Annotated in this window: 12 protein-coding genes; 2 read left to right on the top strand and 10 right to left on the bottom strand. The window is 47.9% G+C overall.

The window, feature by feature from the left end:
• Nucleotides 1–56: 56 nt before the first annotated feature.
• From Q4491_RS04150 to Q4491_RS04135, 4 genes are all read right to left on the bottom strand, one after another.
• Nucleotides 57–704, bottom strand: a complete 648-nt coding sequence (locus Q4491_RS04150; protein WP_192017143.1) for a glutathione S-transferase family protein — start codon at nt 702–704, stop codon at nt 57–59.
• A gap of 14 nt (nt 705–718) precedes the next feature.
• A complete protein-coding gene (locus Q4491_RS04145; RefSeq protein ID WP_192017144.1) occupies nt 719–1,921 on the bottom strand; it encodes a YbfB/YjiJ family MFS transporter in 1,203 nt (400 codons plus the stop codon).
• Nucleotides 1,911–3,734, bottom strand: coding sequence for an FAD/NAD(P)-binding protein (locus Q4491_RS04140; RefSeq protein WP_303454937.1), 1,824 nt, complete (start codon nt 3,732–3,734; stop codon nt 1,911–1,913). The genes Q4491_RS04145 and Q4491_RS04140 overlap by 11 nt, the downstream gene beginning before the upstream one ends.
• 279 nt (nt 3,735–4,013) lie before the next feature.
• Complete coding sequence (locus tag Q4491_RS04135) at nt 4,014–4,139, bottom strand: hypothetical protein (RefSeq protein WP_255557964.1); 126 nt, start codon at nt 4,137–4,139, stop codon at nt 4,014–4,016.
• Nucleotides 4,140–4,570: 431 nt separating this feature from the next.
• Here Q4491_RS04135 and Q4491_RS04130 point away from each other — a divergent pair, with 431 nt between their 5' ends.
• Nucleotides 4,571–5,941, top strand: a complete 1,371-nt coding sequence (locus Q4491_RS04130; protein WP_192017146.1) for a DASS family sodium-coupled anion symporter — start codon at nt 4,571–4,573, stop codon at nt 5,939–5,941.
• A gap of 141 nt (nt 5,942–6,082) precedes the next feature.
• On the opposite strand, the gene Q4491_RS04125 is transcribed toward Q4491_RS04130, so the two are convergent.
• Nucleotides 6,083–7,060 carry a Gfo/Idh/MocA family protein gene (locus Q4491_RS04125; protein ID WP_303454931.1) on the bottom strand — a complete coding sequence of 326 codons (978 nt, stop codon included), beginning with the start codon at nt 7,058–7,060 and terminating at the stop codon, nt 6,083–6,085.
• Nucleotides 7,061–7,309: 249 nt separating this feature from the next.
• On the opposite strand from Q4491_RS04125, the gene Q4491_RS04120 reads away from it, so the two are divergent.
• The gene (locus Q4491_RS04120; RefSeq protein WP_218384818.1) at nt 7,310–8,392 is read left to right on the top strand and encodes a ketoacyl-ACP synthase III; all 1,083 of its coding nucleotides are present in this window, start codon (nt 7,310–7,312) and stop codon (nt 8,390–8,392) included.
• A 158-nt stretch (nt 8,393–8,550) separates the two neighbouring features.
• Here the strand turns inward: Q4491_RS04120 and Q4491_RS04115 are convergent, their stop codons facing one another.
• The 5 genes from Q4491_RS04115 to Q4491_RS04095 all read right to left on the bottom strand — a co-directional run bounded on the left by Q4491_RS04115 (nt 8,551) and on the right by Q4491_RS04095 (nt 14,432).
• A complete protein-coding gene (locus Q4491_RS04115; RefSeq protein WP_303454927.1) occupies nt 8,551–9,813 on the bottom strand; it encodes a DEAD/DEAH box helicase in 1,263 nt (420 codons plus the stop codon).
• 105 nt (nt 9,814–9,918) lie between these two features.
• Nucleotides 9,919–10,833, bottom strand: coding sequence for an N-acetylglucosamine kinase (nagK, locus tag Q4491_RS04110; RefSeq protein ID WP_192017149.1), 915 nt, complete (start codon nt 10,831–10,833; stop codon nt 9,919–9,921).
• 142 nt (nt 10,834–10,975) lie between these two features.
• Complete coding sequence (locus tag Q4491_RS04105; protein WP_303454923.1) at nt 10,976–11,704, bottom strand: tRNA-uridine aminocarboxypropyltransferase; 729 nt, start codon at nt 11,702–11,704, stop codon at nt 10,976–10,978.
• Nucleotides 11,705–11,784: 80 nt separating this feature from the next.
• The gene (locus Q4491_RS04100; protein WP_303454920.1) at nt 11,785–13,833 is read right to left on the bottom strand and encodes a methyl-accepting chemotaxis protein; all 2,049 of its coding nucleotides are present in this window, start codon (nt 13,831–13,833) and stop codon (nt 11,785–11,787) included.
• A gap of 245 nt (nt 13,834–14,078) precedes the next feature.
• A complete protein-coding gene (locus Q4491_RS04095) occupies nt 14,079–14,432 on the bottom strand; it encodes a DUF3802 family protein (protein ID WP_027252261.1) in 354 nt (117 codons plus the stop codon).
• Nucleotides 14,433–14,634 lie beyond the last annotated feature (202 nt).

Below are 14,634 nucleotides of genomic sequence, written 5' to 3'. Positions count from 1 at the left end.
CAGACACACTGCCTGAGCAGTGTGTCTGTTTCTGTGTATACCGCAGTTGCCTTCAGCTAAACACCCGCTGAAATGAGTGTTTTAAAGTCCGGTTTTGCCGCTAATCGCTCTAAACTCACTGTCTGCAGCACTTGTTTGAAGGGAGAGTTTTCAAGGAAGAAGGCAATATTATCGCCCGCTGCATCATGAAAAATCTCACTATGGCGAAATTGCACGTACTCAACAGCCACATGGAGATAAAGTGTGGCCAGATTAGGTTGAAACAACACATCTTTTCCGGCGCTTCCTGCCTCTGCTTCCAGTTTTTGCAATGCTTTAACCAGTCCGGTTTTCCCCCGCTGGCTGAGTGCATTGTCTCCCTCAACAAAGCGTCCTAGCGCCACAGTTCTGAATGCTGACTCCATCATAGTTTTTGCCAATCCCATTACAGAAATCTCAAGGGCACTCTGGCTATCCACGGCGAGTAAGGCTTCGGGTTGATATGTTGCAATCAAATACTGGCAGATACATAAGCTTTCACTGAGCGAGACACCGTCATTCAGCGCCAGCGCAGGAATAATACAAAAAGGATTGACCTGCTCTAACTCTTCGGGAGATTGCCAGGGATCAACCCACATTAGTTGCAAAGCATCGCACCGGGACAGCAATGCCGTTGCTGTAACAACCCTCGAAAACGGTGAGGTTTCATTCAAGTAAAGTTTCATAGTCATTCCCTTGTTCAGGATACAGATTGCGAGACAGGTTCGCTTCCCTGTTGAGGAGGCGTGAAAAAGATACATGCAATTGATACAACTAGCGCGCAAGCACTAACGGCAAACAGAATATAGTACGAGGAAAGATGAGCGGCATAATATGCCATGATAAAACCCACCACCCCTTGAGAAATAGCAAAGGACAAGGTCATTGCGCTCCAGGCTTTGGTATGCAGTTCATAGCCGACAGATTCCAGTGTATAGGTCGAAACCAAAGTGACAGTGCCCGGTGTGAAAATACCCACCAGCAGAGAGGAGAAAAACAGCGCTAATGGGTGAGTACTGATTAAGGGAAGCGAAACACCCAGTGCCTTCAAAGAAAAAGCAATTAACAACGAGCGCCTTACTCCTGCATGATCACCAAGAAAACCCGTTAAAACAGGGCCGATTGCGGCTCCAATCCCGAACGTTGCCCAATAGAGCCCGCCACTGACAAACGACATGCCAAGCTCACGCACTATATAATCCACCCAAAAGAGAGTATGAGGCAGGTAGCCGATGGCATTAAAGGTATAGGCCAGCAAGATGAGTAGTACTGTCATCCCTTGCGGTCTGGACATGTTCCGGAAGGTTGCCGGAGCGGAACGACTGCCGGATAGCGGCTCTGTTGCTCCCCAGGCATTCCATGTCAGCACAGTAGTCACAAAAGCCACAACCCCCATTCCTATCCATGCAGAAACAACACTGTGATAGATAAGAAGCGGAATCAGTGTCCCGGATAACATGGCACCCAGGCCAATACCGGAAAACACCACGCCGCTGACACGAGTTTTGACCTTAGCGCTGTGCATTCTCACAATGACCGGCGGTGCGAGCACCATCAGCATGGCACCTGCGACGCCTGCCAGAGTGCGCAACACGTAAAACCACGCGAGAGGTGCGTCCTGAAACGCACAACCCAGATAGCTGATACTGCTTACCAGCATGGAGACTCGGATAACCTGGCCGACAGTAAAATACCTGATCAGAAAATTGGCTGCCGGCGCACCAAATATGTAGCCGATTAACGTTGCCGCTCCCAGATAAGTGGCGTCTTCCACCCTAAACCAACCGGCTTGTATCAGGGCTGGCATCAGAGCGATATAAGCAAAACGCCCAATGCCATTACCAATCAGTGTTGCCCCAAGGCCTGCGAAACTGTATCGGTTAAATATCGGATTACTCTGCATAGGAAAGTGCTCTTCGATTTTCAGCCATCAACGCAAAGAGCTGGTTTACAGCCTTTCCGGCATCCACAATAGCCGTAGAGTTCACGCCCGGTCTTGGAACAATAAACGTATAAAATTTATTGCCTTCCGTTGGAATACCAAGTGCCCACATATTGTCGTGAACACTGCCATCTTGGCTAATCACTTGCATTGTCTTAGTCACATCAATCCCGCCTGGATGATACTTACCGTTGTAATACAAACGCGTAAAACCTTTAGAGAGCAATTGTTTCCACAGTGCCGTTCCATCGTCTTTAGGGCTGTGCATCGAAATTTTTGCATGGACTAAAATATCAGCCCGTCGTTCATATTCAGGCCATACAGAAGACTGAAGCACTATCTGTTTACCCTCAGTATCCACTACAACATTGGGCGCAGGTCCCAAATCGAGATGTAAAATCCCACACTCTACCAGTGCCAACATCTCTTCCAGGCGCTCTTTGGGCGGGCCTACAGCTATCCGGTTCATAATTGGAATAAACACTGCATCTATCCAACGGTGAGAGTCTTCCGTCAATCCTTTGAAATCAATAGTGTCACGGATTAAATCCCTAAGATCACGTAAAACATCGCTGGCAGATTTTATTGGACTGTTCACATTTCCCCGCTGTGCTTCAAACAAATCATGTTCAATAAAAGTCAGCAGCCATTTCCCATACGCTTCTTTAGAAGAAAGTACTTTCATTGGTATTGGGGAAATTAGTCTTTGCCACGAAAATCTATCTTCCGGTTTAATTGTTCTGTTTATCAGCTCAACCCGTTTAGGCGGCAATGAAAAGAAATAACTGTTGCAGAATTTTTGTGATTCAATCGCTCCATATTTATCACGTACGTAAGCTTCATAATACGCATATTCCATGTCGTTAATTAAGAGTGGGAGTACGTCTTGGATGAAGTCTATAGAGCCTTTAACACGAAGCTTTCTCACCACATCAGCAGTCAAAAACTTTGCCTTGTATTGAGCAGAAGCGCCCTTTTGGTTAGTCGCTCGACCTGACAAAGGTAAGCCTGTTCGTGAATAAGCAATGATCTGTGGTTCATGCCCGGATGGGGCATACGCTAATCGGCCGTTATCAGAGCGGATAAACTCGCCTCCTCGACCTACCGTAAGCTCTGCCACAACGTCGCACATTGTCAACCCCATGCCTTTCACAGCAACGGTGTCGCCACATCGAATTTCTGATAGCTTTTCTTGAATCGGGTACGGGTCACAAATTTCTAAACCACTTTGTTCTTCTGCCAACTCGGGCTTAGTGTGCCCAGTTGTAATAAACACATAATCCAGTTTATGCCTAGTCTCATCTTCTGTTTTTACTGACCAGCCACCGTCAGATTCTTCAATATCCACAACCTCAAGAGGAATATAAGATATATTCAATCGGATTGAAGCAAATTCAAGAATGTAGTTAAAGACCCAGTTAAGGTATTGCCCGAACAGTTTTCGAGAGTAGTAACCGTCAGGATGTACCTCATCAGGGATATCTTTAGAAGGTCGCTGCTCACATAACCACTGATAAAACGTTGGTCCTGAGAGAATATTGCCAGCCTCAACGACAGAGTCATCTGCAAACATTGTGATTTGTTCTGCAACAGTATTAACTAACAAGTGATTAGGCTGATCTGTGGTATGGCATCCGGATCCAGGTAAATACGGGTCAAATATCAACAAATTAATTTCTGCGTCGATATTATTCATTGCTGAAGCAACAATCCTCTCAACAACACCCAGCCCTCTAGGGCCCACACCAATAACACCAACATTATTTACAGACAACTCAGCATCCTCAACAAACCATTAAGCAACAATTTTTATATACACATTGTGCATACATTGTTAACAAAGTGTCAAGTAATTACTCTAATTGGATGATATTGTAAAATTAAGTATCGAGAAGACAACTAAGGCCAAGATTGCTGCAGCGAACCATCACCACCGTCATAGGCGGTGGTGATGGGGATAACAGTAAAAAAACAACCCAGCCAAACTGACTGGGTTGTTGTGCATTTCGCTACGATGAAACAATACTGTTATCTCAATGATAAAACCGACTTTTTATTCCTTGCGCTGCCCCTTGTCAGGCAGTGAATACTGTCTCAGCATTTTCATACGTACGCGGCTCAAATGCTGCTGTGCTTCTTCCTGAATACGCTTCTTAAATGCTTTTTTTGTCGATGTCATTATTTGTTAACCTAGCTTGTTTTTTGTTCTATAAACCGCCGGCCGAAAGCCTAAGATCGATGGGCTTATTCAAGCACCAAGACCAAGCACCAGAAGATAATTGACCCGACCAGCTATCGCAAGCCAGACATAAGCAATTTTTTACCTGTGTTTGCTCATGCCTTGTTATCAATACATCGAACTCTAGTAAAGACAACATCGCCTGTTTTGTCATCGTCTCTACTCAGGCGAGCAGAAACATAATGGGTAGATTCCCACACATTCAAAAATCATGACCTCACAAAAGCCATGACAACTCAGCCCACACGTCACATTCGCGTTAACAAAGTATAAAAAAAATGCAACATTTCAGTTCGGCAGCACAACAGAAGCGAAAAACGCCTCGTGCCAAACCTACACCATAATTACAGTCAATCTGAAAGGAACCCAATATGACAGCCTTAGCACTGACACTTAAACAGTGGCTGTTTGACCGGAACAGCCTGATACTGCTTGCAGATATCGCCCTATTTTTCGTCCTGCTAAATACATTACCTGTTGAAAAAGAAGTAGCAACGGGTCTGAGTATTCTTGCTTTCGTCGCCGTACTCTGGCTGACAGAAGCGGTTCATGTCAGCATCACAGCACTACTCGTCCCCTTGCTGGCGGTCGGTTTTGGCGTTTTCAAAACCAACCAAGCGCTGGGTAACTTCTCCGATCCCATCATTTTCCTGTTTTTGGGTGGTTTTGCTCTTGCAGCTGCTTTGCGCAGTCAAGAATTGGATCAAGCCATCGCAGATAAAGTGCTGGCGATGGCGAAAGGAAAGATGTCTGTCGCCGTTTTCCTGTTGTTCGGTGTGACCGCTGGCCTGTCTATGTGGATCAGCAATACAGCAACAGTTGCTATGATGTTGCCTCTGGTGTTGGGTGTACTGGCTAAAGTGGATGCCAAAAACCAGCGTAACACCTATGTCTTCGTACTATTAGGCCTTGCTTACTGTGCCAGCATCGGTGGGATTGCCACTGTTATTGGTAGCCCGCCAAATGCCATTGCTGCCGCCGAAGCCGGACTGAGCTTTACCGATTGGATGGCCTTCGGCTTGCCTACCGCACTCGTATTGTTACCTTTGGCGATTGGCGTACTGTACTTCCTGCTCAAACCAAACCTGAACCACACTTTCGAGCTGAATCACAAACCAGTTGAATGGAACAATGGGAAGAAAATCACCCTTGCTATCTTTGCAATAACCGTTGTGCTGTGGATTTTCAGTAAACCCATCAATGGTATGTTAGGCGGACTGAGCAAGTTTGACACTCTGGTCGCGCTGTTTGCTGTCGCTCTGTTGGGTGCATCACGCGTCGTAAAATGGAAGCAGATTGAAAAAACAACCGACTGGGGTGTGTTGCTGCTGTTCGGTGGTGGTATCTGTTTGAGTAACGTACTGAAAGAAACCGGTACCAGTATCTTTCTGGCTAACAGCCTGAGCGGCTTCCTGGATCAGGCTGGCCTGCTGCTCACCATCCTGGTTGTGGCCGCTTTCGTGGTATTCCTGACCGAATTTGCCAGCAACACCGCCAGTGCGGCCTTGCTTGTCCCTGTTTTCGCTTCTGTGGCAGATGCTATGGGTATATCGCCAGTGATTCTTTCCGTGTTAATTGGTGTTGCCGCCTCTTGCGCTTTCATGCTCCCTGTTGCGACGCCACCTAATGCGATTGTATTTGGTTCTGGTCATATCAAACAAAGTGAAATGATGCGCGCCGGCGTTTATCTGAACATTGTTGCCATTGCTTTCCTTACTATGGTGGCTTACCTGTTCTGGTAAACGATTGCGCTGACAACCCTTATAATAATAACAATAGCAAAGCCAATCTCTTTTTCCCGGTGGCCAATTGGCCACCTTTTTTTTATTAACCTTTTTATTAACCTTTTTATTAAGCTTATGTTATCAAGCTGTGTTATTAACCTAGGAGTCAGCCGGATACCTTATACCGATAATCTCTCTGGCAACCGTTATTATGGTGTGTACGATACGGCTACGCTCCAGACCCGAGTGATAATAATCTTTACCTTCGATCAAACGTGCAAACTCCGCAGCTTCATACTGCATGGTATTTTTTGCCTGAAATCGTGACAGCGTCACATCAGATTCATCTCTGCGATGAATAACAATATTGCGGCATTCTGCTATGGTATCAATCACTAATGTCCCCAGCTCTCCTTGCAACTCGCAAGGTATCTTACTGTCACTCACTTTAGAGTGAGTAATGACGGTATCGAAATCACCGTAATGCAAAACCAGAGTACCATGAGCATCCACCCCAGAGTCCAGCAACGTACCTTGAGCCGTGAAGCTCTGAGGCTCACCGAACAATGCGATAGCGACACTCAATGGATAGATACCGATATCCATCAGTGAGCCATTAGCGAATTCAGGATTAAAGGTATTCGGGTTGTCACCGTTGAGATACTTATCATAACGGGATGAATACTGACAAAAACTGAAATACGCTTTACGCAGCCGTCCGATTTTACTCAGGCTGTTTCGCACCACGGCAAAGTTAGGGTTGTATGTCGTTTTCAGCGCCTCAAACACCACCACATTCTTCGCCTGAGCCAGTTCAATTAAAGCCTCAGCTTCCTGAATGTTGGATGCCATAGGTTTCTCAACCATCACATGTTTTCCGGCACGGATAAAGATTTCAGCCTGAGAGGCGTGAAAAGCATTGGGGCTGGCAATATACACAGCATCTATGTCATCACTGTTTGCCATTGCTTCAAGGTCATCAAAACAACGTTTAATCTGGTGCTTTCGCGCAAAATTTTCAGCACTTTCCATTGTTCTGGAATAGACAGCGACAGGATTGATCTTCCCTGTTTGCTGGGCTGCCTCTATAAAACTGTCAGTGATCCAATTTGTACCGACCGTTGCCACTCTTAACATTTGCCCAGGTTCCTCTCTGCCACTTTGTTTATTTCATTATGCACACAGGAAAATTCGGGTAAACGCCAAGGGTTTGATGATGAGCACAAATCCCTGCTTTGATAGCTTGGAGTCCGTTAGAGCTTGAAGTAAGATAACAGGCTGACTCAATGGGTTTTCACCGATGTTCCTGCATTTTCCCGTAGAGAAAGCAACCGAATTCATATTTTTGCAATTTTTATTTGCCTAAAAGTATAACCAGAACAGAGAATCGCTATGTACCACGCCGAAATCACTGGTTGGGGCAAGTGCCTGCCGCCAGCTATTCTGACTAATGATGAACTCAGCCAGTTTGTCGAAACCGATGATGAATGGATCCAGTCCCGTACCGGGATTCAGGAGCGCCGCATCAGCCACGTTGATACCTCGAAGCTGGCAGAGGTAGCCGGAGCCCGTGCACTGGCAGCCGCTGGATTAACAGCCAGTGATCTGGATTTAATCATCATCGCTTCCTGCTCACCTGACACACTGATGCCGAATATTGCGTCCAAAGTCGCGCTGGATCTGGGTGCCAAACGTGCCGCAGCGTTCGATCTGAACGCCGCTTGTACCGGTTTCATTTACAGCCTGGAAACCGCCACACGCCTGATTCAGGCCGGTAATTACCGTCATGCGCTGGTTATTGGTGCAGAACGTTTATCCTGGCTGATCGACTGGAGCAAACGCGACACCGCCGTTCTGTTCGGCGATGGTGCAGGCGCAGTGATCATCAGCCGTACTGAAGAAAAACTTGGCCTTCAGGAAGCGCAGCTTGGTTGTGATGCTGAAGGCCGTGATGTGCTGGCCATTCCTGACTTCGGCACGTCTATGGATCGCTTCAATCCGGATCCGGGTCACTTTACCTTTAACTTCGTTGGCCGTGAAATTTTCCGCCGCGCGGTACGGGGCATGGGTTCTGCAGCCAGTACAGTGCTGGAACGTGCTCAGTTAAACAAAGATGAGATTGATGTAGTCATTCCCCATCAGGCTAACAAGCGTATTATTGAAGCCCTGTGCGATCACACAGGCATTCCGCTGGAAAAAGCTTTCGTCAACATTCATCGCTACGGCAATACCTCTGCCGCGACTGTGCCAATTGCATTGTGTGAAGCGGTTGAAGAAGGATTCATCAAGCCCGGTAACACCATATTGTCGGCAGCATTTGGTGCCGGCCTGACCTGGGGGGCCTGCCTGATTAAATGGGGGCAGCGGGTAACGCCTGTCGCGCAATCAGATGCCGAACTGCCGCCTTGTGAGAAAACAGCGCGCGAGATTATGCAAAACGCGATTGACCACTGTACTGGTGTGAAATAATTACATTCTGTCAGCCGCAGTAAATATCCGCCTTCTGAGAAAGCAGCTTTAAACAATGACCACCGCCATAAGCGGTGGTTTAGGGGCGACAATTAAAAAGCCACTTAGTCACTAAGTGGCTTTTTCGCCTCAATGGGCAAATTCTAACGCTTGGAATTCTAACGTTTGGATGACTGACGCTTACCTCTGCCGTGATGCACTTTTAGCTGCTTTTTCATGCGGCGTTTATCGGCTGAACGGCCTTTAGGCGCGTGTTCAGGAGGCGAAATAGTCGGATTAGGCTCATAACCTGCCAGCCATTCTTGTGGTAAGCGCGTATCCAGCAGATCTTCTATCGCCTTTAACGCCCATTCTTCGTCCAGGCTCATCAGCGATACAGCCAGACCTTCACTGCCGGCACGACCGGTGCGTCCGATCCGGTGAACATAGTCTTCCGCTTTAAAGGGCATATCAAAGTTCACGACATACGAGAGCTGTTCTATATCCAGCCCTCTGGCTGCCACGTCGGTTGCAATCAAGGCCCGCACTTTTCCTGATTTAAAATCATCTAAAGCGCGCTGTCTTGCCCCCTGGCTTTTATCACCATTAATGGACGCAGCTTTAATACCATCCAGCTGTAATTCCTTCACCAAGGCATCCGATCCCTGTTTGGTTTTGGTAAACACCAGCACCTGTTGCCAGTTACGTGAGCCAATCAGATAAGCCAGTAATTCGGCTTTACGGTGTTTATCAACCGGGTAGACAATCTGCTGCACGGTTTCTGCAGTGGTATTGGCAGGGGTGACTTCGATGACAGAAGGATCCTGCATCATCTTATAAGCCAGGTTCTTTACTGCTTTCGAGAAGGTGGCAGAAAACAGCAAAGTTTGCCGCGGCGCTTTCATTCGCCTTAAAATACGCTGAATTTCATCCTGAAAGCCCATATCCAGCATACGGTCCGCTTCATCAAGCACCAGATATTCCACCTGACTGAGATCGATATTACCGACATGCGCGTGATCCAATAAACGTCCCGGGGTGGCAACGACTATCTCGGGGTGATCTCTGAGAGCTTTGGTCTGCATATTCATGCTGGTACCGCCATACACAGCCACAGATGTGAGAGGTAAAACAGCACAGAAGGCGTCCATGTTGTCCTGTACCTGCTGCGCCAGCTCTCTGGTCGGTGTCAGAATCAAGGCTCTGACTGGCGCGCCCTTACCCAGCCCCTGATTCTTAGCGGTTTGGCTGAGCATCCGATCCAGCATCGACAATCCGTAAGCAGCGGTTTTTCCTGTTCCTGTCTGTGCTGCAGCCAGCACATCCTTTCCCGCCAGCACAGCAGGGATCGCCAGTTGCTGTACCGGAGTCGGTTCTGTAAAGCCTTGCGTATTGATCGCTGAAAGAATTTCAGCCTGTAGCCCTAACTTGGAAAACGCCATACCGCTGCCTTGATCACGAAAAAGCAGGGATTCTATCCCCTGTTGCGGTGAGTTACCAATAAAAAAGCACCCTTGCGGGTGCCTTCAGCATAATAAGGGTATGGTTCAGACCGTTTCGATATTCAGGAAAGCCGCGCCACGGACACCGCCCGCATCGCCATGTTTGGCTTTGATGATTTTAGGTGCGCGGGCCACCGACAGCAGGTGCTTAGGCAAACGCTTTGGCAACTCATCATACAAGAGTTCGAAATTGGACAAACCGCCGCCCAGAACAACCACATGTGGATCCAAGCCTGTCAGCAGATTACCCAGACAAATGGCCAGCAGTTCAACAAAACGTTCAACATGCTCAACGGCATTCGCTTCACCTTGGTTGTAGTGTTTGATTATCTCAACCGCCGGGACTTTCTCTCCAAAATAATGCGCATAAAGCTGTTCAAAACCGCGCCCGGACAGATAGTTGTCAATACACCCTTTGTTGTCACAGCCGCATTGGAATAGAGGGGCTTTCTCACCCAGGTGAAACCAGGCATCAATGGGTAGACGCGTATGGCCCAGTTCACCGGCGACATGGTTTTTACCGGAAAACACTTTTCCGTTAAACACTAAACCACCGCCAAAACCCGTGCCCAGAATCAGCCCCAGCACAGACGGTTCATCACGCAATGCTTCATCCCATGCTTCAGACAAAGCAAAACAGTTTGCATCGTTATCAATACTGACAGTACGGCCAAGACGGCTTTCAAGGTCTCGACGCAGGTGGCGGCCTTTTGCAGCAGGGATATTGGACGTCAGCACTGTGCCATTTTCGGCGTCTTCCATACCTGGGATACCGATACCAATTTTCCCTTTACAGTGAAAACGTTCATCCGCTCTACCGATCAATTCCACCAGCGTCTCAATTAACGCCTCATAATCATCACCCGGCGTAGGTACACGTTCAGTGGCCACACGCTCAAGTTGTTCGTTGAAAGCACCAAATTCAATTTTAGTGCCTCCTACATCGAAGCCGTAATACATCGTTGTCTCCATTATTTTGCGCTGCAAAAATTATCCATTTATCAGCATATACAGACTGTGACACAAACCATATTTAGCAGTGTATCAATCAGCGCAAGCGCACAATTATATTAAGTAAGCAATGCAAAGCTGAAAAGCACGGTTACACACAAGCTTCGGAGAGCACCGCCTGCTTTAGGCGCGCCAAAGCCGAGTCTTCAGGCAAAGACCGGTTTAGTTTTCCGACCATATAATTTTCTCTGAATACATCAAACCAGAGATCCAGCATTCGGGCATTTTCCTGCTCACCGAAACCGGCCACGATCCGGGCCGCGACTTCTGCCGTACCCAGCTGATTGTCCTTGGCCGCTTCCCTTACCTGATAACGTGAACGTGACTCAGGCGTAATTGACAGCATAGGAAATTCGTTCAGATACGGGCTTTTACGAAACATTTTTTTCGCTTCAGACCAGCTTCCGTCAAGCAAAATAAACAATGGCCGTTTGCCGGCCGCAGGCACAACCTTGCTTGCGACACGCTCTGGGGTACCGTATTCCGCAGGAAAAATCACATAAGGTTGCCATTGGGGATCAGTCAGCACCGCAAGCATGGCGGGATCAGGCTCAGTTCGAGACCAGATAAATGCAAAGGTATCGATAAAAAGATCGGCAATCAGCCTGCCGGTGTTACTGGGCTTCAGAACTTCATCATCATACATAATCAGCATGAAAGCGGCGTCAGACTCAATCTGTGGTTTATGGCTGCAGATACAAAGGTGGGCTCTGAGCATGCAGAACTGACAACGCTCAACTTTTCCACCCCGTGCCAGAAATGGCCGTGTTGAACGGGCAAGACGCATTTCATACAGGTTATGAACAGCGTGGATACGCATAGCTAGACTACCAGGGAAAGAAAAAACGCCAGCATTCTACTGGCGTTAGTGACCCGGTGACAAGTCTATGCCTGCGGTTTCTAAACGGCAGGGTCCAGAATTTTATAGCGCGTCAGCATCTGGCTCTGCTCCCGCGCAATGTCAGACACAGTTCTGGCTTCCTCTACCAGCGTCGATAATTGCTGATTGTTGAGGCTGGCCTGGCTGGCGACTTCCTCAACACTTCGGCCCACTTCCATGGAAGCATTTTCCTGTTGTTGTGTGGCAGCAGAAATCGTGATCACTTTATCAGTAATCCGGGCAATGGCGCCTTGTATACTCTGAATAGCCGATTCAACCTCGCCACTCAGATTAATGGAGGCTGTCATTTCGCTACGGCTTTCCTGCATTGCCGTGTTCGCCTCTTCTGCCGCCTGGTGCAGCTCGGCGATAGTCCGGCGGATCGACTCGGTTTGCTGGTTGGTCTCACTGGCCAGTTTTCTGACTTCGTCGGCCACCACGGCAAAACCGCGTCCCTGCTCACCCGCCCGTGCCGCTTCGATTGCCGCGTTCAGCGCCAGAAGGTTGGTATTGTTGGCAATCGTGCTGATAAGCTCCACGACTTCTGTAATTTTGCCGACGTGTTCATCAAGCGAGATCATACAGGCCTCGTTTCGCGCAAACTGAACATCCAGAGACTGCAGTCTTTCGGTGCTGCGCGCAATAATCCCGGCCCCTTCTTGCGCCAGCGTATTGGCCGCTTCGGCTTCGGTTTCCGACTCAGTGGTACTTTGCGCGATTTCTTTGATAGAGGCTTCCAGCTCAGTGATGGCAGCAGCAATAGTGCTCAACTGATCACTCTGCTGACTGAGTGCGCGGCGAGACTGCGCCGAAGCGGCCTGACTGCGCTCAGCCGCCTGAGTTAAGGTATGGCCATTCTCACTGAGTTGCGCCATGGCATGGCTGTTGGTCCGATTTGACTGATTCAGCAAACTGGCCAGTTCGGCAAATTCTTTCGGTGCGTTTTCGTCTGCGATGACTGTCAGATCACCCACGCTGTTTGCCTTGATCACATCATCCAGACGCTGCAAAGAAAGGCGAACCGTTTTGCTGACCCAGGCGCCGGCTAGTAGCGCCAACAACAAACCGGCGACACTCAGTGCAATAAAAATCATTTTGGCATTGTCGCTGGCGGCCAGAACACCCTGTTCGCTTTCATAGATCATGCGCTGTGAACCTGTCTCCATATCTCCCAGCTTGAGCATGATTTTTTCCACCTGCACTTTTGCCTGATCGGCTTTTTCAGCCTGCGTCTGTATCAGGCGAAGCGTATCGAGCTTGAGCGCGACCATCCCCTGCTCGCTAAACAGCTCTTTCACCATATCAAACGGTACAGATAAACTGGAGTATTCCGCCAATTCAGGATTTAGTCGATTCAGCTCTTTCCACGCGTATAACATGCCTGACAAATTAGTCCGATTCAGATCTTTAGCGTACGCTTCGGCTTTTTTCAGATCGCTTTCAAACAACAAAGCCACCATGTTGTTTCCCATTTCCTGGGAATGATTAATGAAGTTAGTCACATGACCCATAGCCGCAGTATCGCCAGCGTACAACCCGATGCTGATCCTGCTCATTTCAGAGCGAACAGATGAAACAGCATAGTTCATCGTAGCTTTGTCAGATTCCAGCTTGGCTTGATTGGTCAGAATGTGCTGCTGTGTTTGTTGAATGGACGAGACGAGTTGATTAAATGTGGTGAGATCGCTTTCAAAAGCACTGACATCATTTTCAAGCCAGCTAATGCTATGTTCAGTCGCCAGCTGCTGCAATTCTGCTACGGCATCTTCTACATGCTGTTCATTACTTTTCAGTGTGTTCAGTGCCGTTTCAAGGGTTTCTATTGTCCGGCTATTTATCACTTCTGTCAGACTCTGGGCGGAAGCCAGTGATCCCTCTACCATTTCGGCATTCAGGGTTGCGACGGGTAATGCCTGCTGGCTCAGCGAGGCGAACTGCGTAGAAACACGGTTAAGCCCTTGATTACCAAAGAATGACAGCAATCCACCGATAACCACAAGAAGCAGAAAGACTGACTGTATCAGAACCACAACTGACAGCCTTGTCCGTTGAGTGCGTTTTTTTGTCATAATGAACCTTTGTCAATGCCACAATTTCTGCCCCAGCAAAACCAGTTCCAACACGTTACAGGACAATAATTGTGATCCTATTCTCATTAAATTCGCCGTTAACATACGGCTCAAATATGACAATAAAATGTCAAAGGTAAAAAATATGTAACGAAAGCCTGCAGTTAGCTAAATGTCAGCGACAAAAAAAGCAGCCTCAGCTGCTTCTGTGTTGCTTGCCGGATGTCGCTCTCCGAGCATTGTGTTCAGGCGTGTGAAGTTTGTTGACTTATCACACTGTCAAACAGGTTTTTGACCAGGCTGATATAATCTTCCAGGAAGGTAATTTGTTCAATTCCCGGGTTTTTCTGCCATAAGCCGCCTAGCATTTCCGCCATATCATCCAATACAGCATCGGCTTCCTGCATTAGCTTGAATCGAAACTCCGGTTCAAGATCCGGGTTCTGACCAAACACCGCCATCAGGTTTGTAGCGATCAGATCCGTGACAACATTTTCTACGGTTTCCTCACTTGCATCAGTACCGCTTACAGCAAACACACTCAGGTGTTCCGTAAAATACTCAATCAGCGCGTGATAACCATCAGATTCAACAACCATATCTTTTGCTTATTCCACCCAACACTACAGCAAATGATAGAGTGTCCAATTTGTTTTTCAAGCTCTGTGACACCAAGTGTGCTCAAGTTAACTATTTTATTTATCAATAAGAAACAGCTAATTTAGCCATCCGCCAGATGACTTTTGCCAGCACCAGCCTCCGAGCAGTTAACAACGCGGATTTTCGGTCTCTGCTGATACC

This window comes from Photobacterium sp. 2_MG-2023 (genome assembly GCF_030547675.1).
Lineage (GTDB): Bacteria > Pseudomonadota > Gammaproteobacteria > Enterobacterales > Vibrionaceae > Photobacterium > Photobacterium arenosum.
The sequence above is the reverse complement of the archived record's forward strand: the minus strand, read 5'-3'. Positions and strand labels throughout refer to the sequence as shown.

Coding starts and splice junctions, on each gene's coding strand:
- Q4491_RS04150 (WP_192017143.1), bottom strand. CDS start 704: ATGAAACTTTACTTGAATGAAACCTCACCGTTTTCGAGGGTTGTTACA.
- nagK (WP_192017149.1), bottom strand. CDS start 10,833: ATGTATTACGGCTTCGATGTAGGAGGCACTAAAATTGAATTTGGTGCT.
- Q4491_RS04115 (WP_303454927.1), bottom strand. CDS start 9,813: ATGGCGTTTTCCAAGTTAGGGCTACAGGCTGAAATTCTTTCAGCGATC.
- Q4491_RS04135 (WP_255557964.1), bottom strand. CDS start 4,139: ATGACATCGACAAAAAAAGCATTTAAGAAGCGTATTCAGGAAGAAGCA.
- Q4491_RS04130 (WP_192017146.1), top strand. CDS start 4,571: ATGACAGCCTTAGCACTGACACTTAAACAGTGGCTGTTTGACCGGAAC.
- Q4491_RS04125 (WP_303454931.1), bottom strand. CDS start 7,060: ATGTTAAGAGTGGCAACGGTCGGTACAAATTGGATCACTGACAGTTTT.
- Q4491_RS04105 (WP_303454923.1), bottom strand. CDS start 11,704: ATGCGTATCCACGCTGTTCATAACCTGTATGAAATGCGTCTTGCCCGT.
- Q4491_RS04100 (WP_303454920.1), bottom strand. CDS start 13,833: ATGACAAAAAAACGCACTCAACGGACAAGGCTGTCAGTTGTGGTTCTG.
- Q4491_RS04095 (WP_027252261.1), bottom strand. CDS start 14,432: ATGGTTGTTGAATCTGATGGTTATCACGCGCTGATTGAGTATTTTACG.
- Q4491_RS04145 (WP_192017144.1), bottom strand. CDS start 1,921: ATGCAGAGTAATCCGATATTTAACCGATACAGTTTCGCAGGCCTTGGG.